The following is a 24552-nucleotide window of genomic DNA, read 5'->3' as shown; positions in this document are numbered from 1 at the left end:
GTTTCACATGACAACGCAAACCATCCGCTTCGTCCGTTGTGGCGCCGTGCACGAGGTGCATGACGCGCCCATCACACGCACTGTGCTCCAGCACCTGCGCGAGGATTTGCACGCCTGTGGCACCAAGGAAGGTTGCGCCGAAGGCGACTGCGGCGCCTGCACGGTCGTGATCGGCGAACTCGACGAGGATGGCCGCCTCGCGCTCAAGGCGGTCAACGCCTGCATCCAGTTTCTCCCCACGCTCGACGGCCGCGCGCTCTTTACCGTCGAAGACCTGCGCGCGCCCGACGGCGCGCTGCATCCCGTCCAGCAAGCGATGGTGGACTGCCACGGCTCGCAGTGCGGCTTCTGCACGCCGGGCTTCGTGATGTCGATGTGGGCGCTCTACGAGCGCCAGGGCGCCGACGCGGGCCTGCCGACACGCGACGAAATCGATCAGGCGCTCTCCGGCAATCTGTGCCGCTGCACGGGCTACCGGCCGATCATCGACGCGACCCAACGCATGTTCGACATTTCGAGCTATCCGCGCGTCGCGCTCGCGCGCGAGCCACTCGAAGCAGCGCTGCGCTCGATCGCGCGCCGCGATACCTTCGTCTACGCCGGCCCCGACGCGCGTGGCGTTGCGCACGGCCATGCCACGTTCTTCGCGCCGCGCACGCTCGAAGCATTCGCCGCGCTGCGCGCCGAGCATCCGCAGGCGCGCGTGCTCGCGGGCGGCACGGACGTCGGCCTGTGGGTCACCAAGCAGTTGCGCGACCTGGGCGACGTGATCTACACCGGCCAGGTCGCCGAATTGAAGGCCCTCGCGCGCGACGCGCAGACGCTCACGATCGGCGCCGCCGTCTCGCTCGAAGACGCCTATGCGGCACTCGCCGTCGACTATCCCGAACTCGCCGAGCTGTGGGCGCGCTTCGCCTCGCTGCCGATCCGCAACGCGGGCACGCTGGGCGGCAATGTGGCGAACGGCTCGCCCATCGGCGACTCGATGCCGGCGCTGCTCGCGCTCGACGCCGTGGTCGTGCTGCGCCGCGCGGCGCGCGTGCGCACGCTGCCGCTCGCGGCTTTCTACACCGGCTATCAGAAGAGCGTGCTCGAAGCCGGTGAGTTCGTCGAGGCGATCCGCGTTCCGCGCCCCGTGCCGACGCTGCGATTTCGCACCTACAAGGTGTCCAAGCGCTACGACCAGGACATCTCGGCGGTCTGCGCGGCGTTCGCGCTCGAGATCGGCGAGGACGGCACGATCGGGAACGCGCGCGTCGCGTATGGCGGCATGGCCGCGATACCGCAGCGCGCCGCGCATGCCGAAGCGGCGCTTACGGGCGCACACTGGGACGAAGCGGCCGCGCAGCGCGCCATGGCCGCGCTCGACTCGGACTATCAGCCCCTCACCGATATGCGCGCGAGCGCCGCGTATCGCCTGAAGGTCGCGCGCAATCTGCTCTGGCGCTGCTGGCTCGAAACGCGCGACGAAGCGCCGCTCGCGCTGTGCGACGTGAACGCCTTCGTGTTTGCCTCCGAGGCGGAAGTCGTCGACGAAACCGGCGTGGCCCCCGGCGCAGCGTTTGCGGGAGATGCATCATGAACCGCCAGTCCGATCCGTTCGTCGCACAAACCGCGCATGCAGCGCATGCGGCCCAGGCGGCGCTCGGCGCGCCGCTGCCGCACGAGTCCGCCGACCTGCACGTGAGCGGCGAGGCGCGCTACACCGACGACATCCCCGAGCTGCACGGCACGCTGCACGCCGCGCTCGGCCTCTCGCGCCACGCGCATGCACGCATCGCTGCGCTCGATCTCGCGCGCGTGCGCGCCATGCCCGGCATCGTCGCGGTGCTCACCGCCGCCGACATCCCCGGCGAGAACAACTGCGGGCCGGTCCTGCACGACGACCCGGTCCTTGCGCACGACGAAGTGCAGTATCTCGGCCAGCCCGTGTTCGCCGTAATCGCGACGAGCCACGCGCTCGCGCGCCGCGCGGCCGCGCTCGCCGCAAGCAACGACGTGGTGCGCTACGAGCCGCTCGAGCCGGTGCTCAGCATCGCCGACGCGAAAGCCCGCCAGCAGTACGTCCTGCCGCCGCTGCGCCTCACGCGCGGCGAGCCGGCGGCACGCATTGCGGCGGCGCCGCACCGGATCGCCGGAACGTTTGCCGTGGGCGGCCAGGAGCAGTTTTATCTCGAAGGCCAGGTCGCCTATGCGCTGCCCGAAGAGCAGGACGGCATGCTCGTCTACAGCTCGACGCAACACCCGAGCGAGATGCAGCAGTTGGTCGCCCATCTGCTCGACTGGCCCGCGCATCGCGTGATGTGCGAATGCCGGCGCATGGGCGGCGGGTTTGGCGGCAAGGAATCGCAGTCGGGGCTGTTCGCCTGCGTGGCCGCGCTCGCCGCGCACAAGCTGCGGCGCCCCGTGAAGCTGCGCGCCGACCGCGACGACGACTTCCTCATCACCGGCAAGCGCCACGACGCGCTCTACGAATACGAAGCCGGCTACGACGATGAAGGTCGCCTCGTCGGCGCACGCGTCGAAATCGCGCTGCGCGCGGGCTATTCCGCCGATCTTTCGGGTGCGGTCGCCACGCGCGCGGTCTGCCATTTCGACAACGCCTACTATCTTTCGGATGTCGAAATCGTCGCGCTCTGCTGCAAGACGAACACCCAGTCGAACACGGCCTTTCGCGGCTTCGGCGGACCGCAGGGCGCGCTCGTGATGGAGGTGATGCTCGACGACATCGCCACGGCGCTCGAACGCGATCCGCTCGAGGTGCGCCGCGCGAACTACTACGGCATCGGCGAGCGGGACGTCACGCCCTATGGCCAGCGCGTCGAGGACAACGTGCTCGCGCCGCTTACCGACCAGCTGCTCGCGTCGAGCCAATACGCCGCGCGCCGCGCCGCGCTCGCCGCGTTCAACCGCGCGAGCCCCGTGCTCAAGCGCGGCATCGCGTTCACGCCGGTGAAGTTCGGCATCTCGTTCAACGTCCCGCACCTGAACCAGGCGGGCGCGCTCGTGCACGTCTATCGCGACGGCTCCGTGCTCGTGAATCACGGCGGCACCGAAATGGGCCAGGGGCTCAACACGAAAGTCGCGCAGGTGGTCGCGGGTGTATTCGGGCTGCCGCTCGGGCACGTGCGCGTGAGCGCGACCGACACGTCGAAGGTGGCGAACACCTCCGCCACCGCCGCCTCGACGGGCAGCGATCTGAACGGCAAGGCCGCCGAAGACGCGGCGCTCGCGATTCGCGCGCGCCTCGCCGAACTCGCCGCCGCGCAGCACGGCGGCGCGCCGGGCGAGATCGTGTTCGAGGACGGCAAAGTCCACGCAAACGGCCAGGCGATCGCGTTCGCGGACTTCGTGGAATTCGCCTATCTGAAGCGCGTGCAACTGTGGTCCGACGGCTTTTACGCGACGCCCAAGGTGCATTGGGACGCGAAAACGCTCACCGGCCATCCGTTCTACTACTTCGCGTATGGCGCAGCGGTGTCCGAAGTGGTCATCGACACGCTCACGGGCGAATGGAAGCTCGTGCGCGCCGACGTGCTGCACGACGCGGGCCAGTCGATCAACCCGGCCATCGACATCGGCCAGGTGGAAGGCGGGTTCATCCAGGGCATGGGCTGGCTCACGAGCGAAGAGCTCTGGTGGAACCGCGACGGCAAGCTGATGACGCACGCGCCGTCCACCTACAAGATTCCGGCGATCAGCGATACGCCCGCGGCGTTCAACGTGCAGCTCTACCGCAACGAGAACGCCGAGCCCACGGTGTTCCGCTCGAAGGCCGTGGGCGAGCCGCCGTTGCTGCTGCCGTTCTCGGTGCTCCTCGCGATCCGCGACGCGATCGGCGCCGCCGTGCCCGAGGCGCGGGAAGCCGCGCCGCTTGCCGCGCCCGCCACGCCCGAAGCGATCCTCGACGCGCTCGATGCCCTGCGTACGCGCACGGCCAGCGCGCAGGCCGCCGCCCCAATTGAAGTCGTAGTCAAGTAGGAGAACCGCCGGATGCAAGCCTGGCTCACCGATCTGCAGCATCTGCTCGCGCATGGCGACGCCGCCGTGCTCGTGACCGTAGCGCGTGTCGAAGGCTCGGCGCCGCGCGAAGCCGGCACGAAGATGATCGTCACCCGCGAAGCGGCCCGCCACACGATTGGCGGCGGTCACCTCGAATGGAAGGCCATCGAGACCGCGCGCCAGGTGCTGCGCGAGGGCATGCGCACGCCGCATGCGCGGCGCCTCGAGCGTTTCGCGCTTGGGCCCAGCCTCGGCCAGTGCTGCGGCGGCGCAGTCGTGCTCGCGTTCGAGCGCCTCGACGTGTCCGATCTCGGCTGGCTCGCCACGCTCGCGCGCCGGCTCGCGGCGGGCGCATCGACCGTGCGTAGCGTATCATTCCGCTCCTCGCGGAATGGGACGCCGTCGGGCGGCGCTGTTGGCCACACGGTTGGCCACACGGCCGGCCACGCTGTTGGTGTCGGTCGTCAAGACGTGAGCGCCGATAGCGCAGCGGTCGCGACCGTCATGCTCTCGGAGCCGGAGCCTGGCGTGGAAACGCCCGATTGCCTGCTCTGGGACACCGGCACGCCAGGTCAGGCCGACGGCACGATGCTGCTCACCGAGACCATCGCGCCGAACGACTGGCCCGTCGTGCTGTTCGGCGCGGGCCACGTGGGCGCGGCGCTCGTGCGCGTGCTTGGCACGCTGCCGTGCCACGTGCGCTGGGTGGACGAGCGCGACGCCGCGTTTCCCTCGCCGGAAGCGTTTGCGGCACTCAACGCGCCCAACGTCGCGATCGACGCCAACGACGCACCCGACGAAGCCATCGACGCCGCTCCGCCCGGCACCAGCTTCATCGTGATGACGCACGATCATTCGCGCGACCTCGATCTTGCCGAGCGCATCCTGCGCCGCGGCGACTTCGTGTTCTTCGGCATGATCGGCTCGCACACGAAGCGCAAGCAGTTCGAGCACCGGCTCGCCGCGCGCGGCATCGATCCGCTGCAGATCGCACGCATGCAGTGTCCGCTCGGCGTGGACGGCATCGTCGACAAGTCGCCCGAAGTCATCGCGATCTCGGCCGCCGCGCAATTGCTGCAGGCGATCGAGGCGGCTGCGGCGGGCCTGCATGCGCGAGAGCACGCGGGCGTTGCGGTCCCCGGCACGCCGCTTCCGGCACGATTCCATTCCGCGTGATGTCATTCACTGAACGAACTCGATTGAGCGAACCATGACCATCACGACCCCTGCGAACCCGCTCGTGCAGAAAGCTGCGCGCGCACCGAAGGCCGAGCTGCACATCCATATCGAAGGCTCGCTCGAGCCCGAGTTGATCTTCGCGCTCGCACAGCGCAACAACGTCAAGCTCGCGTACGAGTCTATCGAAGCCCTGCGCGCGGCCTACGCCTTCACCGACCTGCAGTCGTTCCTCGACATCTACTATGCAGGCGCGAGCGTGCTGCTCACCGAGCAGGACTTCTACGACATGACGATGGCCTACTGCGAGCGCGCGCTCGCGGACAACGTCGTGCACACCGAAATATTCTTCGATCCGCAAACGCACACCGAACGCGGCGTGGCGATCGAAACCGTGGTCGCGGGCCTCGACCGCGCGCTCGCCGACGCCGAAAAGCGCGGCCTCACGAGCAAGCTGATCCTCTGTTTCCTGCGCCATCTGAGCGAAGCCGATGCGCTCGCCACGTTCGACGCCGCGCTGCCGCTGTTCGACCGCTATCCGCGCATGATCGGCGTGGGCCTCGACTCGTCCGAGCGCGGCCATCCGCCCTCGAAATTCGAGCGCGTGTTCGAGAAGGCGCGCGCGAAGGGCCTGAAGCTCGTCGCGCATGCGGGCGAGGAAGGCCCGCCCGCCTACATCTACGAAGCGCTCGATCTGCTCAAGGTCGACCGCGTCGATCACGGCGTGCGCAGCATCGAAGACCCTGCGCTCGTCACGCGCCTCGCCGACACGCGCGTCGCGCTCACCGTCTGCCCGCTCTCGAACCTCAAGCTCTGCGTGTTCGACGACATGACGAAGCACACGCTCAAGCAGCTGCTCGACGAAGGCGTCGCGGTGACCGTCAATTCCGACGATCCCGCTTACTTCGGCGGCTACGTGAACGAGAACTACAGCGCCATCATCAGCGCGCTGAGGCTCGACGACGAAGAGGTGTACACGATCCTGCGCAACGGCTTCGAGGCGTCGTTCGTGACACGCGAAGAACGCGCCGCGCTGATCGCGAAGCTCGATCAGTACTGGAGCGGCGCCGTGGTGTGATCCCGCGCAGGACGTCCCGGTCCAAAGCCTGTTCCCGCGAATAACAGGCCCTAAGGCTTCACCCTCGACAGGGACCGGCGCGCGAGCGCCGGCCCCAGGGCTTTTGCGCGCCGCGTTTTCAGGAGCGGCGCGCACGCAGCGCGCCATCTGCGAAGACGCAAGGCACGCACGAATCCTGCTTATGAATACCTGAAATTTTCGGAGACGATGTTCCCATGACTCAATCGGCTTATCGCGCAAAACTGTTGACGTTCACCGGCGACCCCGCGCAGTCGCCCGATGCCGCCCAATTCCACGAAGACGGCGTCGTGATCGTCGAAGACGGCCGCGTGGCCGCGGCGGGCGCCTGGTCGGCGCTGCGCGCAAGCGTGGCCGAAGGCGCGCCGGTGCACGACCTGCGCGACAAGCTGATCGTGCCGGGCTTCATCGACACGCACATCCACTACCCGCAGACCGACATGATCGCCTCGCCCGCGCCGGGTCTGCTGCCGTGGCTCGAAACGTACACGTTCCCGACCGAGCGTGGCTTTGCGGACGAAGGCGTGGCGAGCGACACGGCGCGCTTTTTCGTCGACGAGCTGCTCGCATGCGGCACGACCACGGCGCTCGTCTACTGCTCGGTGCACAAGCAATCGGCCGACGCCCTCTTCACCGCAAGCGCCGCGAAGAACATGCGCATGGTCGCGGGTAAGGTGCTGATGGACCGCCACTGCCCCGAGTTCCTGCGCGACACGCCCCAGACCGGCTACGACGACAGCGCCGAGCTCATCTCGCGCTGGCACAACAACGGCCGCCAGATGTACGCGCTCACGCCGCGCTTCGCGCCCACCTCGACCGAGGCGCAGCTCGAAGCGTGCGAGGCGCTTGCGAAGGCGCACGGCGACATCTTCATTCAGAGCCACGTCGCGGAGAATCTCGACGAAGTGAAGTGGGTGAAGGAGCTGTTCCCGCGCCAGCGCAGCTATCTCGACGTCTACGATCGTTATGGACTCCTGCGTCGTCGCGCCGTGTACGGCCACTGCATCTGGCTCGACGACGAAGACCGCCAGCGCATGGCGCAGACCGGCACGGTCGCCGCGCACTGCCCGACCTCGAACCTGTTCCTCGGCAGCGGCCTGTTCGACTTCGACAAGGCGCAGGCCTCGCAGATGCCCGTCACGCTCGCGACGGACGTGGGCGGCGGCACGTCGTTCTCGATGCTGCAAACCATGAACGAGGCGCACAAGGTTGCGCGCATGGGCGGCCACCATCTGACGGCCACGCGCATGTTCTGGCTCGCCACGGCGGGCGCTGCGGCCGCGCTCGATCTCGCCGACAAGATCGGCACGCTCGCGCCGCAAAGCGAGGCGGACTTCGTCGTGCTTGACCCGCAGGCGACGCCGCTGCTCGCGCGCCGCACCGCGCGCGCCGAATCGCTCGAAGAGCTGCTGTTCGCGTTGGCCCTGCTCGGCGACGACCGCGCCGTGTTCGAGACCTACGCGGCCGGTGCGCGTGTGCACAGCCGTGATGAAGCGAAGCGCTGAGAATCGTCGATCCGACAGGATCGGCAACGCCTCTTGTCGGAAAATGCCGATGCTATAATTCACAGTTCATTGGGGAGTAGCCGCCCCGCCTCGTGCCACCCGGCCGGCCTTCATGGTTTGCCGCGCGCCGCGCACGTGAGGCGGGGGCGTCCGTCAACAGACTTGGCCTGCGCGGCCATGGCGGATGCAGCTTCGGGCCTGGCGAGACCGATGACTCATGACCGCCGCTACAGGGCCCGGCGGGTCGTGGGTCGTCGCTCGCACTCATCTCGGCCCGAGGATCATCAAAACGTGAATCAAGCCTTTCTGGTCTCCACCGGCGCGGTCGCGCTCGCCGAAATCGGCGACAAGACGCAGTTGCTCTCGCTCGTGCTCGCGGCGCGCTATCGCAAGCCCATGCCGATCATCCTCGGCGTGCTGGTCGCCACGCTCGTCAATCACTCGGGCGCGGGCGCACTGGGCACCTGGCTCGGCGCGCTCGTCACGCCTTCGGTGATGCGCTGGGCACTCGCCGCTTCCTTCGTGGCGATGGGCCTGTGGATACTCGTGCCCGACAAGCTCGACGAAGGCGAAGCCAACGTCAACCGCACGCGGCTGGGCGTGTTCGGGGCTACCGTCGTCACCTTCTTTCTCGCCGAGATGGGCGACAAGACCCAGATCGCGACCGTTGCGCTCGCCGCGCGCTTTCATGACTTCTTCGGCGTGGTGGCCGGCACGACGCTCGGCATGATGATCGCGAACGTGCCCGCGATCCTGCTGGGCGACCGCTTCGCGCACAAGCTGCCGACGAAGCTGGTGCACGGCATCGCCGCCGTGCTGTTCGTGGTGCTCGGCGTGCTCGCGATCATGGGCGTGGGCGTCTGACGCAAAGGGGAACAGGACGCGTGAGCGCCCCAAAAGCAAAGCGCGCCTGACCTTCGAATCCGGCGCGCTTTCGTTCATTCATGCCAGCCGTCACGTTGACCGGTCACTTTGCCGGGGCAGCCCCTGCCGGCGCCGCTGTAGCCGCCGGCGGCAACGCCGCGGCTGCCTGCGCCTCGTTCGGCGCCCCGCCGTTCTTGTCCACCGGCAGCCTGACCTGCTGCACCGAGCCGTTCTGCAGCGGGAAGTTCGACAGCGCGCTGCGCACCAGATACGGCATCACCCGCACGAGCGAAGGCTCGTCGCCCGATGTGCGTGCAGTGACGTTATAGACTTCCTTGCCGCTCGCTTTTTCCGTGATGCGTATGCCGAGCGCATGTGAATAGACGGGGTAAGTCTGGTTCACGTAGGCGGGGCCCCAGGGACCCCAAGGCCCCCACGGATTGAACGGCCCCCAGTACGGGGCGGGCCACGGGTTGTAAAAGACGGGCTGCGCGACCGTCACCGTGTCCATCCGGCTGCCGTAGGCGAGGCCCACGAGATAACGCGCCTGCTGCTCGGGCACCTGGCGGAATGCATACGCGGAGAGGCTGCCCGCGACGAAATTCTCGTAGGTCGATTGCTCGATACTTTGCTGCTGGTCCGGATTGCGCGTGAATGCGTAGGTGCGCGTGGCGTCGCTGCCGCCCTCCCACGCGGAGAACGCGCTCACCTGGCTCGTCACGTAGGTGGTGCAACCGGACAGCGTCACGGCGAGCGCCGCCAGCATGAGCAGAGCACGGCGGGTCCATCGGTGGGGCATCATGGTCTTCTCGTTGCAGTCTTGCCAGTGGTGGTGAAAGGCTGTCGTCTCAGAGTCGTCTTCGCGACAGGCCCCGATCATACTGACTCGCGCGCCGGCGCGAAAGTTCGGAGGCGCGCCACGGCCTACGCCTTCGGGCCACATCGGACAAGCAGACCGAGCCTTTGTACAATGGGACGGCCGGCCGCCGCATTGACTGTCAAGGCGCGGCCTCCCTATATCGCCATCCGACCCGAAGCTTTCCCGCACGAGACCATGTCCGATACCGCCACGCCCACCGTGATCCGCCGCGAAGAGTACGCGCCGCCCGCCTTCCTGATCGACACCGTCGACCTCGAATTCGACCTCGTGCCCGAGCGCACCATCGTCAAGAGCACGCTGCGCGTGCGCCGCAACCCCGATGCCAGGCCTGACGCGCACCTCGAATTGATGGGCGAGCAACTCGAATTCATGGGCGCGCAAATCGATGGCAAGCCGTACGAGAACGTGCGCGCGCACGAGCACGGCCTCACGGTCGAGAACGTGCCCGACGCGTTCACGCTCACGCTCACCGGCGCCTGCAACCCGGAAGCGAACACCACGCTCTCGGGGCTCTACGTGTCGAGCGGCAACTTCTTCACGCAATGCGAAGCGGAAGGCTTTCGCCGCATCACCTGGTTCCTCGACCGCCCCGACGTGATGTCGACCTACACCGTCACGCTGCGCGCCGACAAGGCCGCCTACCCGGTGCTGCTCTCGAACGGCAACCTCATCGAGGAAGGCGATCTGCCCGACGGCCGCCACTTCGCGAAGTGGGAAGACCCGTTCCGCAAGCCGAGCTATCTGTTCGCGCTGGTGGCGGGCAAGCTCGTGGCGCTCGAGGAGCGCATCAAGAGCGGCTCGGGCAAGGACAAGCTGTTGCAGGTGTGGGTCGAGCCGCACGACCTCGACAAGACGCGCCACGCGATGGACTCGCTCATCCACTCGATCCGCTGGGACGAGCTGCGCTTTGGCCTCGAGCTCGATCTCGACCGCTTCATGATCGTCGCCGTGAGCGACTTCAACATGGGCGCGATGGAGAACAAGGGGCTCAACATCTTCAATACGAAGTACGTGCTGGCGAATCCGGAAACGGCCACCGACGTCGACTTCGCCAACATCGAAGCCGTGGTGGGCCACGAGTACTTCCACAACTGGACCGGCAACCGCGTGACCTGCCGCGACTGGTTCCAGCTAAGCCTGAAGGAAGGCCTCACGGTGTTCCGCGACCAGGAGTTCTCGGCGGCCATGTCGGGCGGCGACGAGAACGAGGCCGCGCGCGCGACCAAGCGCATCGAGGACGTGCGCGTGCTGCGCCAGATGCAGTTCGCCGAAGACGCGGGCCCGATGGCGCATCCGGTGCGCCCCGAGAGCTACGTCGAGATCAACAACTTCTACACGATGACCGTCTACGAGAAAGGCGCGGAAGTCGTGCGGATGTACCAGACGCTGTTCGGCCGCGACGGCTTTCGCAAGGGCATGGACCTCTACTTCCAGCGCCACGACGGCCAGGCGGTGACCTGCGACGACTTCCGCCGCGCGATGGCCGACGCCAATGGCCGCGACCTCGCCCAGTACGAGCGCTGGTACAGCCAGGCGGGCACGCCGCGTGTCACCGTCACCACGCAATACGACGAAGCCGCGCAGCGCTATAGCGTGACGCTCGCGCAGGGCTATGCGAACGGCTCGCCCGCTGCGCGCGAAACGCAGAATGGGCCGCTCCTGATCCCGTTTGCGATCGGCCTGATCGGCCCCGACGGCGCGGACCTGCCGCTGACGCTCGAAGGCGAAAACGGCGCATCGGGAACCACACGCGTGCTCGAGCTCACCGAGGCGCAGCAGACCTTCACCTTCGTCGACGTCGCTCACAAGCCCCTGCCCTCGCTGCTGCGCAACTTCTCGGCGCCGGTCATCGTGGAGTACGACTACAGCAACGACGAGCTCGCGTTCCTGCTCGCGCACGACAGCGATCCGTTCAACCGCTGGGAAGCGGGCCAGCGCCTCGCCACGCGCGAGCTGCTCGCGCTGGCCACGCGCGCCGCCGCGGGACAGCCGCTCGTGCTCAATGACGCGCTCGTCAAAGCCTTTGCCCATGTGCTGACCGATGCGTCGCTCTCGCCGTCGTTCCGGGAGCTCGCGCTGATGCTGCCTTCGGAAACCTACCTCGCGGAGCAAATGGCGGAGTCGGATCCCGCCGCCGTGCACACCGCACGCCAGTTCGTGCGCAAGGGCCTCGCCACGGCGCTCAAGACCGAATGGCTCGCCGCCTACGACGGCAACCTCACGCCGGGCGCCTACGAGCCCACGCCGGAAGCGGCAGGCCGCCGCGGCCTGAAGAACCTCGCGCTCTCGTACCTCTCGGAGCTCGACGACCCCGCCGACGCCGTGCAGCTCGCCACCGCGCAATACGACGGCGCGGACAACATGACCGACCGCGCGGCCGCGCTTTCGGCACTGATGAACGCGGCGGCGGGCACGGGCGGCGACTATGCGAAGCAGGCGCTCGAGGACTTCTACGCGCGCTTCGAGAAGGAGCCGCTCGTCATCGACAAGTGGTTCTCGCTGCAGGCCACGCAGCGCGGCACGGCACAGCGTCCGACGATCGAGACCGTGCGCGCGCTGATGCGCCATCCGGCCTTCAATCTGAAGAACCCGAACCGGGCGCGCTCGCTGATCTTCAGCTTCTGCGCGGCCAATCCGGCGCAATTCCACGCTGCCGACGGCTCGGGCTACGCGTTCTGGGCCGATCAGGTCATCGCGCTCGACGCCATCAACCCGCAGGTTGCGGCGCGCCTTGCGCGCAATCTCGAGCTGTGGCGCCGCTTCACGCCCGCGCTGCGCGAGGCAATGCGCGCCGCGCTCGAGCAGGTCGCCGCACAGGCGAAGTCGCGCGACGTGCGCGAGATCGTGGAAAAGGCACTGGCGTAGGCCTGACACTGCGCGGTGCCGCGCGGCGCAGTCCGGCCGCGCCGCGCACCGCCAGATCGCGCACACGCCCTAAACGCTGCCGGCCTTCGCGGCCGGCATTTTTATGCGCTTTTTTTCTGCATTATTTTTCCGTCCGCGGCGCGATCGAGCGGATTTTCGGGATTGACCGGACGGGCCGCCAGGCGTGCCACGCCGGGCATCGGCGGCTTTTTTTGCAGTGCCGCAAGCGGGCCGCGCCCCGTCCAGCAGGTAGAATTGCGCTATCCCCAAGCGCATCCGGAGTACTGCAATGGCATTGCAACGTCGTACCACTCTCACCAAATACCTGATCGAGCAGCAGCGCGAGCACAGCAACCTGCCTGCCGATCTGCGCCTGTTGATCGAAGTCGTCGCGCGTGCGTGCAAGGCGATCAGCTACAACGTCAGCAAGGGCGCGCTCGGCGAGGCGCTCGGCACCGCCGGCAGCGAGAACGTCCAGGGCGAAGTGCAGAAGAACCTCGACATCCTGTCCAACGAGATCCTGCTCGACGCCAACGAATGGGGCGGCAACCTCGCGGCCATGGCGTCCGAGGAAATGGAAACCTTCTTCCCGATCCCGGCCAATTATCCGAAGGGCGAGTATCTGCTCGTGTTCGACCCGCTCGACGGCTCGTCGAACATCGACGTGAACGTCTCGATCGGCACGATCTTCTCGGTGCTGCGCTGCCCGGACGGCCAGCAGGCCACCGAAGAATCGTTCCTGCAGCCCGGCACCAAACAGGTCGCGGCGGGCTACGCCGTCTACGGCCCGCAGACCGTGCTCGTGCTCACGACCGGCAACGGCGTGAACTGCTTCACGCTCGACCGCGAGCTCGGCTCGTGGGTGCTCACGCAGAGCAACATGCGCATTCCCGAAGAGACGCGCGAATACGCGATCAACGCCTCGAACGCGCGCCACTGGTATGAGCCGGTGCAGCAGTACGTCGGCGAGCTGAACGCGGGCAAGGATGGCCCGCGCGGCGAGAACTTCAACATGCGCTGGATCGCCTCGATGGTCGCCGATGTGCACCGTATCCTGAGCCGCGGCGGCATCTTCATGTATCCGGCCGACCGCCGCGATCCGTCGAAGCCGGGCAAGCTGCGTCTCATGTACGAAGCGAACCCGATGTCGTTCATCGTCGAGCAGGCCGGCGGCATGGCGACCAACGGCGAACAGCGCATTCTCGACATTCAGCCGAAGAGCCTGCACGAGCGCGTGGCCGTGTTCCTCGGCTCGAAGAACGAGGTGGAGCGCGTGACGCGTTACCACCAGGAAGCGAAAAAATAAAAAGATGAGGAAAGGGCTTGCGCATCCCGCGGATCTTTCCTATAATCTTCCTTCTCTGATGTGACGCCGGAATAGCTCAGACGGTAGAGCAGCGCATTCGTAATGCGAAGGTCGGGGGTTCGATTCCTCTTTCCGGCACCACCAAGTTTCAAGCAAAAAGCCCAGTCTTCGACTGGGCTTTTTGCTTTGTGCCGCCGCCTTGCACATCACGGCAGCGAACCCGCGTCGTTAGCCGTGCGGCGGCAAAGCATCGAGCGCCTCCCCCACCGCCTCGATCACATCATCCCAGCACCCCAGTTCTTGCTGCCTGAAAAGCCGCGCCGACGGATACCACGGCGTATCGTTGCGGCCCGCCATCCAGCGCCAGTCGGTGCAAGTCGGCAGCAGAATCCACACCGGCACGCCCGCAGCGCCCGCCAGATGCGCAACCGATGTATCCACGGTGATCACGAGGTCGAGCGACTGCACGACGGCGAGCGTATCGGTGAAGCTCCCGATCTCCGGCCCGAGCGGCGTGATGTCGATGCCAGGCGGCAACGCCTCCACCTCGCTCTGCGCAGCGCCCTTTTGCAGCGCAAACCACGCCACGCCGCGCCGCTCGAGCACCGGATGCAGCGCACGCAGGGCGATGGAGCGATAGCGGTCGAACTCGTAGTCGGGATTGCCGGCCCACACCAGACCTATTCGGCGCGTGAGCGCGTCCGTGCTTATCGCGTCGACAAGCCGCTCGCGCCAACGGCCAACGACCTCGGAAGGCGCGCTGAGGTACGGCATCGCGAGCGGCAACATGCTCGGGCTCAGCTTCATATATTCGGGGAAGCGGAACATGCGGCTCCAGAAGTCGTAGGGACCGGGCGGCAGCGCAGTCCAGACCCTGTTCACCCCGCTCGCACACACCGCCACGTCGCCCAGCGCCTCGCCGACCCAGACATCGACAATTGCCCCCTGGCGCCGCAACCAGTCGGCGTAGCGCAGCGACTGGATCTGGTCGCCCAGTCCCTGCTCACCGACCAGCAAGAAGCGTCGCCCGGCAACCGGCTCGCCGCACCACTGCGGGAAGTCTGGCTGCGCCAGCGTGCTGTTCTGTTGCAGACGTTCGTGCCAGCGGTAATGGCGCCAGCCTTCCTCAAACTCTGCGTCACGGAGCAGCGAAACTGCAACGTTGAACTGCAGATGTGCGTCGTCGGGCATCAGGCGCGCAGCCTCGACGCTGTGCTGCCGCATGCGTGCAAACGCGCCGAGCATGTTCGACGCATAGGCGGCGTTGTGATGCAGTCCGGCGACCGCGGCATCCACCGCGAGCCCTTGCGTAGCGACTTCGTACGCCAGTTCGTAGCGGTGCAGTTCGTTCAGGTGAAATGCGAGTTCGTCGAGCGCGTTGGGATCCGCAGCGAATGCCGTGCGCATGCGCCCGATCTGCAGGTCCGCTTCCGTGGCGTTTCCAAGGTGCGACAGCGCCTTGATCAAATCGATGCCATCGGCCAAGCGCGACGCACCGAGCGCCCATGCACGGCGCAGATAATTCACGGCCTCTTCGTGGCGCCCGTCTTCGAGGCTGAGCGAGGCGAGGCGGCGCACGGCATGGTGAAGCCCGGGATCGAACCCGAGCGCCTTTTCATAATGTGCACACGCTTCGGCCCCGCGGCCGGCGAGCTTCAGCACGTCGCCCAGATTGCGATGCAGACTGGCCGTTCCTCCGCAGAGTACGAGGGCCCGGTGATAGAAGGCCTCCGCTGCGATGTGCTCGCCTGCGAGTGCCGCGAGCAGGCCGCGATGCTCCCACAATTCGGCACGCTGCGGCGCGGCGTTGATTGCGCGTTCCAGCCAGTCGCGCGCGATGGCCTGCTCTCCACTACGAAAATGCGCGAGCGCGGTGCGATGCAGTGCGTGCTCATGGCGGGGCTCTGCGGCAAGCACGTCCTGATAGCCACGCAGCGCTTCAGCCATTTGGCCGTTGTCGAAGTATTGGTCGGCGCGCGCAAGCGAGGCTTGCGTGATCGAGTCGTCGGACGCATTAGCGGCCAGTGCGGTGCCGTCTTGATGGCTCATTGTGTGTTCACGCAATAAATTTGCGCGATGCCCGGATTGAGGATTGAAAGTCGAGGGACGTAGAACGTTGAGGCGGCGGGCTACCGGCGGCGGGCTACCGATGGCCGATGCCCGCACGCTGCTTGAGTCGAGGCTTTTTTGAAGATAGCGAAGATCGCCAGGCAGCCGAATCAGACGATGCTGAAAACCACGCCGTGCCTCAGGCCATCCCGCGCTTCTCGCGCAGGAAATCGATGAAGGCGCGCAGCTTGGGCGGCAATCGCGCGCGCCCAGGCGTGTACAGATAGAAGCCGGGAAACGACGGGCACCAGTCTTGAAGCACGGGCACGAGGCGCCCGCTGTCGAGTTGCGCGCGCACATAATCCTCGATCACGTGCAGCAAGCCCACGCCTTGTTCGGCGGCCCGGACCATCGTCCGTAAATCGTTGGTCATGAAGCGCCCTTGCGTGAGCACGTCGAACACGCGCTGTGGGTCGTCCGGCCGCGCGAACTCCCACCGGTAGACGCCGCCCGTCGCGAAGCGGTAGTGCAGGCAGTTATGAGCGGCGAGATCGTCGGGTGTGGCCGGCGGCGCGTGGCGTCTGAAATACGCCGGCGCACCCACCACGGCAAGGCGGATCGGGCCGCCGATCGGCACCGCGACCATGCCCGGCGCGAGCGATTCGCCGAGCCGGATGCCCGCGTCGAAGCCCTCGCCCACGAGATCGGCAAAGGCGTCGTCGAGCGCGAGTTCGAGCCGGATTTGTGGATGCCGCTCCATGAATTCCGCGAGATGCGGCAGCACGAGCAGCTCGCTCGCGACGCGCGGCAGATTGATGCGCAACGCGCCGGCGGGCTGATCGCGCGAGGCGTCGAGCACATCGAACGCTGCCTCGATCTCGGTGAGCGCCGGCTGCACGCGCGCGAGAAACTGCGCGCCCGCTTCGGTGAGCGCGACGCGACGCGTCGTGCGATTGAAGAGCCGCACGCCTAGCTGGGTTTCGAGCGCGCGCACGCTTTGCGAGAGCGCGGACGTCGACAACCCGCAAGCGAGTGCCGCGCGCGTGAAGCTGCCGTGACGCGCGACGGCAGCGACCGCGAGCAGTGCGGGCAAGCGCGCCGCGAGAGCGGATGCGCCTGGCGTTGCGGCGAAGGTCGGATCCATCTGGCCTCCATTGTGAAGCCCGGCTTCACAGTCCTTTCAGGTGGACCCGATTTTTCCACAGAATGATCGGGCGCAAGATGAGGCCGTACTCACCACTCACCTGCGCGCTTCGCGCGGGATCGGACACTCGCCATGAAACTCGACACCTACACCCTGCTCGGCCGCTCCGGCCTGCGCGTGAGCCCAATCGCCCTCGGCACAATGACGTTCGGCACCGAATGGGGCTGGGGCGCGGACGAAGCCAGCGCGCGCCGCCTCTTCGATCTCTATGTCGACGCCGGCGGCAACTTCATCGATACCGCCGATCTCTACACGGAAGGCACGAGCGAAACCTGGGTCGGACGCTTCGCCGCTGCGCGCGGCCTGCGCGAGCAGCTCGTCATCGCCACCAAGTATTCGTACAACGCCCAAACGGGCAATCCCAACGCGGGCGGCAATCATCGCAAGAACTTGCTGCGCGCGCTCGAAGGCTCGCTCAAGCGCCTCGGCACCGATTACATCGACCTCTACTACCTGCACACATGGGACCGCATGACGCCCGTCGATGAAGTGATGCGCGCCATGGACGACGCAGTGCGCGCGGGCAAGATCCGCTACGTGGGACTCTCGGACGTGCCAGCCTGGTATGCGGGCCGCGCGCAGACCCTCGCGCAATGGCGCGGCTTCGAGCCCGTCGCGGCGATGCAGCTCGAATACTCGCTGATCGAGCGCAACCCCGAGCACGAGTTCGCCGATCTGGCGACGCAGCTTGGCATGGGGCTCGTGCCCTGGAGTCCGCTCGGCATGGGCGTGCTATCGGGCAAGTATCGGCCTTCGCAATCGGGCGCGGATGGCGCGGCGGGTCTCACGGCCATCGCAGGCGCGGGCCGGCTGCAAACCGTGGGCCCGAATCCGCCGCCCGGCTTCGACAAGCTCTCGCCGCGCAACTTCGCGATCGTCGCCGAACTCGAGCGCGTCGCGCATGAAGCCGGCCGGCCGATGGCGCAGGTGGCACTGAACTGGCTGTATCAGAAGCGAGGCGTGTCCAGCATCATCGTCGGGGCGACGAAGGCCGCACAACTCGAGGAGTCGCTTGGCGCGCTCGACTTTACGCTCGCGCCCGAGCTCGTCGCGCGCCTCGACGCGGCGTCCGAGCCCGCCCACCCTTTCCCGTACTACATGTTCGCGGATGTTCATCAGGCGCGTATCCACGGTCAAGTGAACGTGCGAGCGGTACCGGCGAACCACGCCCAGGTGCAGCAGGTGCCGGCGCCGGTGCAGTCCTGAGGGGGCAGCCGCGCGACATCAATACGCGGCGGTTCACGCCAGCGACCATTTATGGGAGTACTGGCATTAACTCGCTGGGAAATGCAGACATAGGATGGGAGACCCGCTCGACAGATACGAACGCTTACACCGTTTTAATTATGTTTAAAGATTTCGAATCAAGCTCGGCCGATAATTGGCCGATATAGAGGGTACGGATATGCAGTCAGACCAGGGCGGCGCGTAACAGACAGGCGCGCACGAGCACGCTTGCCACGCGCCGCAGCAAGCCGCTACCGCGCTTGTGCGGCCGCCGCCAGCGCCAGCGGGAGGAGAGCTGCGGCAGCGCAGCAGGAGCGACGCTTACGCGATGCGCGAACACCCCGCAGACTGAAGCGCCATGCAGGCGCCGTGAAGTGCAACTGTGAAAGTATATTCCGGCGCAGATAATAAGTTATCCCGATGTGCAAATAAAGCAACACGCGCACCAGAAAAACTCCTTTGCGTTGGCGGGCACTAGCGCGATTGAAGGGCGCAGTCGGATAATTGCCTTACATAGGAGAAAGATCATGGACGCCAAACCGCCAAGGATTCCGACCCCGGACCAAGTATTCAGCCCGGATCCGGAACCGGTGGCCGTCGAGTTTCTCGGCGATGAATTGCCCGCTCACGTTCGGGCATTTCTCGACGAGCAGCGCAAGGCACACGAACAGAAGTGACGGGGCAGCGCACTGGCGCTAGACGTGCAAAACAAGCGGCCGGCCCGAGCGGGCGTTGGCGTATGTTTTTGCGCGCATACGATCGCACTATTGCAACGATGGTGCGCGCGCTTGGTCGCGCCCATACTGAGCAGCCTCAGCTCGCTTAGCGCACGCGCGTTCGATTGAACGTGCGTGTGGTTTATGCCGCGCGCAAAACGTGCGCAAACGCACCGACAATCCAGATCGTTTTTCACCGCATTGGCGGTATTCGCGGCGACGGGCTCTCTCTCGCACGATCGTCAATAACGCGGCAAGCGTCCTATAACCGGCTATCCTTCGCTTTTCCCTCTTCGGCCAGCCGTCCTGCCCTCCCTCAATGAAATCCGCATTCCGCGCCCTCGCGTCCTGCGCCGCTGCACTCCTGATCATCTTGCCGGCCACCTCGGCACACGCCGACGGCGACGACACCGCACTCACCAATCTCGTCGCGCTCGTTGCACAGCGCCTCTCGCTGGCAGAGCCCGTCGCACAGTGGAAATGGCTCAACCACAAGCCGATCACAGACACGCCGCGCGAAAACGCCCTGCTCGCCGACGTGCAGAAACGCGCCGCGGCGGCGGGCGTCGATCCGGCGTTCGCACGAACCTTCTTCCGCGATCAAATCGATGCGAGCACGCAAGTGCAGCAGGCGCTTTTCGCGAGCTGGCAGTCTTCGCAGCCGCCCTCCGGTCCAGCGCCGGACCTCGCGAGCGTCACGCGCCCACAACTCGATCGCCTGACGGCGCAGCTCATCGGCGCACTGGCGCGCGTGCAGCCCGCGCGTGCGGCGGATGACTGCCCTGCGCGCGTCGCGCGTGCAGTTGCAAACTGGAAGGAATTGACGCGTTACGACTCCACGCATGCCGAGGCCATGACGCACGCGCTCGGACATGTCTGCGAAGGGGGTGGCGTAGGCGGCACCGCATAACCCGCCAAGTCAACCATCGGACGCCGGCTCTTGGGCCGCGTCAGGCAGCGTCAGGCCGCGTTCGTCAGTCCGTCGGCGACCAGGTCCTGCAAGGGTAGTACGCGCAGCCCCTTCTCAAGGCGGCTCTGCAGAATGCGCCACGTCGAAAGCTCGAACGGTGCGTCGGCCGCGGCCGACGCTGCAACGAGACTCGCAGCCTGAGCCGCGCTCGCCGCCACACCGAGGTAGCACCAGCGATCGATCACATGCAACACGGGCTGGTCGTGCGCGGCATCGCGCTCCTCCACCAGCACGGCACCATCGAACGGCCAAGGCGCGTCCGCCGGGTCGTGTTTCGAAACGCGTGGCACGCGGTTGAACGACGGGCGCAATTGCGCGATCCATCGCGCCTCGACGAAGAGCGCCCCCAACTCCCCACCCGTCGCCTGCCATTCGACACGCCGGATTTGCTGCGCCATGCGCTGCTCACGCGCCGAGCGCCGCTCGCCCGACAAATGCGAACGCACGCGCTGACGCACGCGCACGCTGCGCCCAACATAAAGCGGCACGTCGTTTTCGCCGAAGAACACGTAGACGCCATGGCCGGCTGGCGCAGTATCGATGAGATCATCGGTGATGTCGCCCGCAAGGCGATGCCGGCGCGTGAGCCGTTCGACGTGTGCGGCAAGCATTTGCGCGGGCACGAGCCCTGGCAGGCGCTGCCAGAACTGCCAGAGCAGATCGGCGTCGGCAAGCGCGCGATGCCGATCGGCCGGCACGAGCGCGTGGCGCTCCACCAGTGCGTCCAGGCCGTGGCGCTTCTCGGCGGGAAACAGCGCCCGCGACAGGCGCACCGTGCACAGCACGTCGGGATTGAACGCAAAGCCAGCGCGATCGAACTCGGCGCGTAGAAAGCCGCGATCGAAACTGGCGTTATGCGCGATGAAAAGCTTGCCCGCGAGCCGTTCGAACAGCGCGGGCGCAATTTCGGCAAACGTGGGCGCCCCGCGCACCATTGCGTCGGTAATACCGGTGAGCTGCTGAATAAAGGGCGGTATCGCTTGTTGCGGATCGACCAGCGAACTCCATCGCGTGGCCAGCCCATCCTTCACCTCGACAACCCCGACCTCAGTGATGCGGTGATCGCCCACCGATCCGCCCGTCGTTTCTAGATCCACGAAAACCAGCGGGGCATCGCCGGACGAAAGCTCGGCGCTCAAAAGGGTGTCGGACATGGTGAAACAGCAAGACGAGAATGAGAAGTGCGCCCAAGTATGCCTTGTTTGGGCAAAGCGCGCAGGGTGTTCACGACGCAGCCGCGTTCCCGGCGGCGCTACTTATTCGCCCTGTCGACGCGTTTTTTGAATTGGGGTTTTCCCGCTAATTACGCGAGTGTCTTAAAGACGCGCAATATTATTACGCGATTTCTTACACTCCAAAATAAAAAAGCCCTGGGGTCTCCAGGGCTGCATGTCGCGGGGAGCAGGCGCGCCGGCCCGCTCGCGCGCCGCGCTTAAAGCGGCTGAATGTTCGCTGCCTGCTTGCCCTTCGGGCCGACCTTGACTTCGAACGAGACGCGCTGGTTTTCCTTCAGCGACTTGAAGCCTTCCGAGCGGATCTCCGAGAAGTGCGCGAACAGGTCGTCACCGCCGGCGTCAGACGTGATGAAGCCAAAGCCCTTCGCATCATTGAACCATTTGACAATACCGGTTTCCATCTTTCAGTTTCCCTAGAAATATAATGACGCGGGCAATATCCTCACGCCGAAAGCCAACTGACTTGCCTCTCTGCATTCCCCATTGGAATTGAAGCTGAAAGGTAATTCAGAATCGTCGTTATACGGGGAACGTCAATCGCCAGTCAAGCGAATTTTTTATAACAGCAATCCCATCTCAGAGATAAACCAGCAAGCATCAAAAGGCATGCAGATATATATGCGTGAGAAATGAATATGCATGGAGACTACCTTTTTTACCGCTTAATGGAAGACCGGTGCCGGATCGGGAAGAATTGCCCCAAATGTAACAATACGTGTCAAACGTAAGTGTTTTTACCGGTTGTTCGAGTAATACATTCAATCCATCATGAATACCGTTAGCGCGCAATGGGAGGCAACCATGCTGACCGCACTACGACGGTGCTTTCATTGGCTCGTACAGATCGACGGCACCGACCCGGCAAGCGCAACGACGGCCGAACTCGAGGCGTACGGTTCATGGCACGGCGACCATTGGCACAACCTGCTGTGTTCCCCTATGGACGCTCGACACTATGTAATGGAAGACTGGAGCCTGCAGCCGGAGCCGCCGGAAGAGCCCGCCAGGTAAAGGGCCACGAGGGAGCTGCGAGGGCCTGCGACGCGTGGCCAGCGGGACGCGGGCAAAAAAAGAGCGCGGCTTTGGGCCGCGCTGACAAAGGTTTGGAGATCTTTTTCGTCAACGAAAAAGTCTGCTTCGAAAAGCAGCCATTGCAGTATAGCCGCAGCGCCGCTGACACATTAACTCTGTCCAGCACAACCATCTGTTACGTGGGTAGCAATAATCGCGATTGACCCGGATTGGCGTTGTTTTTCGCGATCAATTGGTGTAGCGATCGCACAACGCCGTTCGGTTGACACCCTCCCCTCGCCATCCTGAATTTCGCCGAAAGCCCCAACCAGTAAGGCCTAACGCGAGTCTCAATATAATTTCTGATTTCGCAATACTTTATTGCGCGAATCGGAACACCCCCTTTCCGAGCACCGTCTCTACACTCTGCCTGTCCGGAAACCGACTTCGACGGATTAACGCGCCACGCGAGTATTGCCTCTCGCTGCCCATCGCGTGGACGGTTTCCCAAACAGGGTTCAACGAAACCCACCTCTGTTCTCGGAGTTTACAAAGATGAAAAAGACTCTCATGGTCGCTGCCCTCACGGGCGTTTGTGCAACGGCTGCGCACGCGCAAAGCAGCGTTACGCTGTACGGCCTCATTGACGCCGGCATCACCTACTCGAACAACCAGCGTGTGAGCGCTACGAGCGGTCACAGCGCCTGGCAAGCAACGAGCGGCACGGTCAACGGCAGCCGTTGGGGCCTGCGCGGCGCTGAAGACCTCGGTGGCGGTCTGAAGGCCATCTTCACGTTGGAAAACGGCTTCAACATCGACAACGGCAACCTCGGTCAAAAGGGCCGCATGTTCGGCCGTCAAGCGTTCGTTGGTCTGGCTAGCGACCAGTACGGCGCGGTCACCCTCGGTCGTCAGTACGACTCCGTCGTCGACTACCTCGCACCGCTGTCGAACACCGGCACGCAATACGGTGGCACGATCGCTGCTCACCCGTTCGACAACGACAACCTGAACAACTCGGTTCGTTTCAACAACACGGTCAAGTACTCGAGCGTCAACTACGCAGGCTTCAAGTTCGGCGGCACGTACTCGTTCTCGAACAGCACCGAATTCGCGAACAACCGCGCATACAGCGTCGGCGCGACGTATAACTACGCCGGCCTGAACTTTGCAGCTGCTTACCTGCACGCGAACAACAACATCAACAACCAGCAGTTCAACTCGGCTACGTTCTCGGGTGCACAAGCAGGCGACTACACCTTCGGTGCAGCTCGCCAAAGCACGTTCGGCGGCGGCGTGAACTACACGTTCGGCCCGGCGACGGCAGGCTTCGTCTACTCGCAGACGCAACTGGGCAACGCGATTGGCATCTCGCCCACGCAGTCGGGTACGGCTAACGGCATCAATCTTCACGGGAACAGCGTACGTTTCCAGAACTTTGAAGGCAACATCCGTTACGCTCTGACCCCGGCCCTGAGCCTGGCTGGCGCGTACACGTACACCCGTGCGAACTTCGGCGGCGGCGTGAACCCGAACTACAACACGGTCGCACTGCAGACGGACTACGCTCTGTCGAAGCGCACCGACGTGTACCTCCAGGGCGACTGGCAGCACATCTCGTCGAACTCGGCCAACATCGGACCGTACCTGAACGGCCTGACGTCGGCTTCGGCGACGCAAGACCAGGTTGCTGTGACGGTTGGTATGCGTCACCGCTTCTAAGCAGAACGCCTCAGGCTGCTTTGGCCTGCAGTGCAGCAGAAAAAAGCGCCGTTCGCGGCGCTTTTTTCATTTCTGCGCGGTGCCCGACGCCAGCCCCACACAAGACCAGCCGCCAGGTGCCCCACGCTGGCTAGCCCGTCACGCTCCAGGCGCCGGATAGCGCACGTCGAGCACGTCGACTGGCTCAGGCCCAGCCGGCGTATGCAGCGTCACCTGATCGCCGATTTTGGCCTTCAGGAGCGCGCGTGCAATAGGCGAAATCCAGCTCACGTGGCCACGGTCGAGATCGACCTCGTCGACGCCCACGATCGTGATCGTATGAGACTCACCGTCCTCGGTGCCGTAGTCGACGGTCGCACCAAAGAACACCTGTTCCACGCTTTCCTGGCGGCTGCTGTCCACGACCTCGGCCAGATCGAGCCGCTTGGTCAAAAAGCGGATGCGCCGGTCGATTTCGCGCAGCCTGCGCTTGCCGTAGATGTAATCGCCGTTTTCGGAGCGGTCGCCGTTCGAGGCGGCCCACGAGACGAGCTTGACCACTTCGGGCCGGTCCTCGTCGATCAGGTGCAGCAGTTCGCTGCGCATGCGCTCGTAGCCCGCGGGCGTCATGTAGTTCTTGGTCCCTGCGGGAATTTCGGGATGACCGGCCTCGAGATCGTCGTCGTCGTTGTCGGTCGATTCTTTGACAAATGCCTTGTTCATGATGGTTCGCTTCGCTACACGT

The 24552-nt window shown here is 65.4% G+C and carries 19 protein-coding genes, 1 tRNA gene and 1 riboswitch; of the genes, 14 read left to right on the top strand and 6 right to left on the bottom strand.

Annotated elements, in window-relative coordinates; genetic code table 11:
- Positions 1–7 precede the first annotated feature (7 nt).
- From xdhA to EYW47_RS09455, 6 genes are all read left to right on the top strand, one after another.
- Positions 8–1582, top strand: a complete 1575-nt coding sequence (gene xdhA / locus EYW47_RS09485) for a xanthine dehydrogenase small subunit (protein ID WP_133194596.1) — start codon at positions 8–10, stop codon at positions 1580–1582.
- The gene (xdhB, locus tag EYW47_RS09480; protein ID WP_133194595.1) at positions 1579–3981 is read left to right on the top strand and encodes a xanthine dehydrogenase molybdopterin binding subunit; all 2403 of its coding nucleotides are present in this window, start codon (positions 1579–1581) and stop codon (positions 3979–3981) included. The genes xdhA and xdhB overlap by 4 nt, the downstream gene beginning before the upstream one ends.
- Before the next feature lie 12 nt (positions 3982–3993).
- A complete protein-coding gene (gene xdhC, locus EYW47_RS41765; RefSeq protein WP_240763617.1) occupies positions 3994–5178 on the top strand; it encodes a xanthine dehydrogenase accessory protein XdhC in 1185 nt (394 codons plus the stop codon).
- 34 nt (positions 5179–5212) lie between these two features.
- Positions 5213–6256: an adenosine deaminase gene (locus tag EYW47_RS09465; RefSeq protein WP_133194594.1), complete on the top strand. Its 1044-nt coding sequence runs from the start codon at positions 5213–5215 to the stop codon at positions 6254–6256.
- A 215-nt stretch (positions 6257–6471) separates the two neighbouring features.
- Positions 6472–7779: a guanine deaminase gene (gene guaD, locus EYW47_RS09460; RefSeq protein ID WP_133194593.1), complete on the top strand. Its 1308-nt coding sequence runs from the start codon at positions 6472–6474 to the stop codon at positions 7777–7779.
- 59 nt (positions 7780–7838) lie between these two features.
- A riboswitch (yybP-ykoY riboswitch) is annotated at positions 7839–8009 on the top strand.
- A gap of 61 nt (positions 8010–8070) precedes the next feature.
- On the top strand, positions 8071–8643 hold the full coding sequence (locus tag EYW47_RS09455) for a TMEM165/GDT1 family protein (RefSeq protein ID WP_205710041.1): 573 nt from the start codon (positions 8071–8073) through the stop codon (positions 8641–8643).
- Positions 8644–8746: 103 nt separating this feature from the next.
- Here the strand turns inward: EYW47_RS09455 and EYW47_RS09450 are convergent, their stop codons facing one another.
- Positions 8747–9445, bottom strand: a complete 699-nt coding sequence (locus tag EYW47_RS09450; RefSeq protein ID WP_133194591.1) for a DUF4136 domain-containing protein — start codon at positions 9443–9445, stop codon at positions 8747–8749.
- A gap of 252 nt (positions 9446–9697) precedes the next feature.
- Between EYW47_RS09450 and pepN the strand changes: the two genes are divergently transcribed.
- The 3 genes from pepN (at position 9698) to EYW47_RS09435 (ending at position 13835) form a co-directional block, all read left to right on the top strand.
- Entirely contained in the window at positions 9698–12388 is a 2691-nt protein-coding gene (gene pepN, locus EYW47_RS09445) for an aminopeptidase N (protein ID WP_133194590.1), read from the top strand.
- Between the two features lie 289 nt (positions 12389–12677).
- Positions 12678–13694: a class 1 fructose-bisphosphatase gene (locus tag EYW47_RS09440; RefSeq protein ID WP_133194589.1), complete on the top strand. Its 1017-nt coding sequence runs from the start codon at positions 12678–12680 to the stop codon at positions 13692–13694.
- Between the two features lie 65 nt (positions 13695–13759).
- Positions 13760–13835 (top strand) — tRNA-Thr (locus tag EYW47_RS09435).
- Positions 13836–13922: 87 nt separating this feature from the next.
- Here the strand turns inward: EYW47_RS09435 and EYW47_RS09430 are convergent.
- Complete coding sequence (locus tag EYW47_RS09430) at positions 13923–15743, bottom strand: tetratricopeptide repeat-containing glycosyltransferase family protein (RefSeq protein WP_240763616.1); 1821 nt, start codon at positions 15741–15743, stop codon at positions 13923–13925.
- 199 nt (positions 15744–15942) lie between these two features.
- Positions 15943–16887 carry a LysR family transcriptional regulator gene (locus EYW47_RS09425; protein ID WP_133194588.1) on the bottom strand — a complete coding sequence of 315 codons (945 nt, stop codon included), beginning with the start codon at positions 16885–16887 and terminating at the stop codon, positions 15943–15945.
- Between the two features lie 132 nt (positions 16888–17019).
- Between EYW47_RS09425 and EYW47_RS09420 the strand changes: the two genes are divergently transcribed.
- The 3 genes from EYW47_RS09420 to EYW47_RS09415 all read left to right on the top strand — a co-directional run bounded on the left by EYW47_RS09420 (position 17020) and on the right by EYW47_RS09415 (position 19800).
- Positions 17020–18153, top strand: coding sequence for an aldo/keto reductase (locus tag EYW47_RS09420; protein WP_133194587.1), 1134 nt, complete (start codon positions 17020–17022; stop codon positions 18151–18153).
- 548 nt (positions 18154–18701) lie between these two features.
- Positions 18702–18851, top strand: a complete 150-nt coding sequence (locus tag EYW47_RS40810) for a hypothetical protein (RefSeq protein WP_027795377.1) — start codon at positions 18702–18704, stop codon at positions 18849–18851.
- A 358-nt stretch (positions 18852–19209) separates the two neighbouring features.
- Positions 19210–19800: a chorismate mutase gene (locus tag EYW47_RS09415; RefSeq protein WP_133194586.1), complete on the top strand. Its 591-nt coding sequence runs from the start codon at positions 19210–19212 to the stop codon at positions 19798–19800.
- Between the two features lie 50 nt (positions 19801–19850).
- Here the strand turns inward: EYW47_RS09415 and EYW47_RS09410 are convergent, their stop codons facing one another.
- A complete protein-coding gene (locus EYW47_RS09410) occupies positions 19851–21014 on the bottom strand; it encodes an exonuclease domain-containing protein (RefSeq protein WP_133194585.1) in 1164 nt (387 codons plus the stop codon).
- A 278-nt stretch (positions 21015–21292) separates the two neighbouring features.
- Positions 21293–21496 (bottom strand): cold-shock protein, encoded by a 204-nt coding sequence (locus tag EYW47_RS09405; RefSeq protein ID WP_133194584.1) that lies wholly within the window; start codon positions 21494–21496, stop codon positions 21293–21295.
- 400 nt (positions 21497–21896) lie between these two features.
- Between EYW47_RS09405 and EYW47_RS09400 the strand changes: the two genes are divergently transcribed.
- A complete protein-coding gene (locus EYW47_RS09400) occupies positions 21897–22106 on the top strand; it encodes a hypothetical protein (protein ID WP_240763629.1) in 210 nt (69 codons plus the stop codon).
- 555 nt (positions 22107–22661) lie between these two features.
- Positions 22662–23828 (top strand): porin, encoded by a 1167-nt coding sequence (locus tag EYW47_RS09395; RefSeq protein ID WP_133194582.1) that lies wholly within the window; start codon positions 22662–22664, stop codon positions 23826–23828.
- A gap of 138 nt (positions 23829–23966) precedes the next feature.
- Here the strand turns inward: EYW47_RS09395 and greB are convergent, their stop codons facing one another.
- Positions 23967–24530 carry a transcription elongation factor GreB gene (gene greB / locus EYW47_RS09390; protein ID WP_133194581.1) on the bottom strand — a complete coding sequence of 188 codons (564 nt, stop codon included), beginning with the start codon at positions 24528–24530 and terminating at the stop codon, positions 23967–23969.
- Positions 24531–24552 lie beyond the last annotated feature (22 nt).

This window comes from Paraburkholderia silviterrae (assembly GCF_004353915.1).
Lineage (GTDB): Bacteria > Pseudomonadota > Gammaproteobacteria > Burkholderiales > Burkholderiaceae > Paraburkholderia > Paraburkholderia silviterrae.
This window is presented reverse-complemented; position numbering and strand designations above follow the sequence as displayed.

Excerpts from the sequence above, each read along its gene's own strand:
- xdhA (WP_133194596.1), top strand. The coding sequence starts at position 8 with ATGACAACGCAAACCATCCGCTTCGTCCGTTGTGGCGCCGTGCACGAG.
- xdhB (WP_133194595.1), top strand. The coding sequence starts at position 1,579 with ATGAACCGCCAGTCCGATCCGTTCGTCGCACAAACCGCGCATGCAGCG.
- xdhC (WP_240763617.1), top strand. The coding sequence starts at position 3,994 with ATGCAAGCCTGGCTCACCGATCTGCAGCATCTGCTCGCGCATGGCGAC.
- EYW47_RS09465 (WP_133194594.1), top strand. The coding sequence starts at position 5,213 with ATGACCATCACGACCCCTGCGAACCCGCTCGTGCAGAAAGCTGCGCGC.
- guaD (WP_133194593.1), top strand. The coding sequence starts at position 6,472 with ATGACTCAATCGGCTTATCGCGCAAAACTGTTGACGTTCACCGGCGAC.
- EYW47_RS09450 (WP_133194591.1), bottom strand. The coding sequence starts at position 9,445 with ATGATGCCCCACCGATGGACCCGCCGTGCTCTGCTCATGCTGGCGGCG.
- pepN (WP_133194590.1), top strand. The coding sequence starts at position 9,698 with ATGTCCGATACCGCCACGCCCACCGTGATCCGCCGCGAAGAGTACGCG.
- EYW47_RS09440 (WP_133194589.1), top strand. The coding sequence starts at position 12,678 with ATGGCATTGCAACGTCGTACCACTCTCACCAAATACCTGATCGAGCAG.
- EYW47_RS09430 (WP_240763616.1), bottom strand. The coding sequence starts at position 15,743 with ATGAGCCATCAAGACGGCACCGCACTGGCCGCTAATGCGTCCGACGAC.
- EYW47_RS09425 (WP_133194588.1), bottom strand. The coding sequence starts at position 16,887 with ATGGATCCGACCTTCGCCGCAACGCCAGGCGCATCCGCTCTCGCGGCG.
- EYW47_RS09420 (WP_133194587.1), top strand. The coding sequence starts at position 17,020 with ATGAAACTCGACACCTACACCCTGCTCGGCCGCTCCGGCCTGCGCGTG.
- EYW47_RS40810 (WP_027795377.1), top strand. The coding sequence starts at position 18,702 with ATGGACGCCAAACCGCCAAGGATTCCGACCCCGGACCAAGTATTCAGC.
- EYW47_RS09415 (WP_133194586.1), top strand. The coding sequence starts at position 19,210 with ATGAAATCCGCATTCCGCGCCCTCGCGTCCTGCGCCGCTGCACTCCTG.
- EYW47_RS09410 (WP_133194585.1), bottom strand. The coding sequence starts at position 21,014 with ATGTCCGACACCCTTTTGAGCGCCGAGCTTTCGTCCGGCGATGCCCCG.
- EYW47_RS09405 (WP_133194584.1), bottom strand. The coding sequence starts at position 21,496 with ATGGAAACCGGTATTGTCAAATGGTTCAATGATGCGAAGGGCTTTGGC.
- EYW47_RS09400 (WP_240763629.1), top strand. The coding sequence starts at position 21,897 with ATGCTGACCGCACTACGACGGTGCTTTCATTGGCTCGTACAGATCGAC.
- EYW47_RS09395 (WP_133194582.1), top strand. The coding sequence starts at position 22,662 with ATGAAAAAGACTCTCATGGTCGCTGCCCTCACGGGCGTTTGTGCAACG.
- greB (WP_133194581.1), bottom strand. The coding sequence starts at position 24,530 with ATGAACAAGGCATTTGTCAAAGAATCGACCGACAACGACGACGACGAT.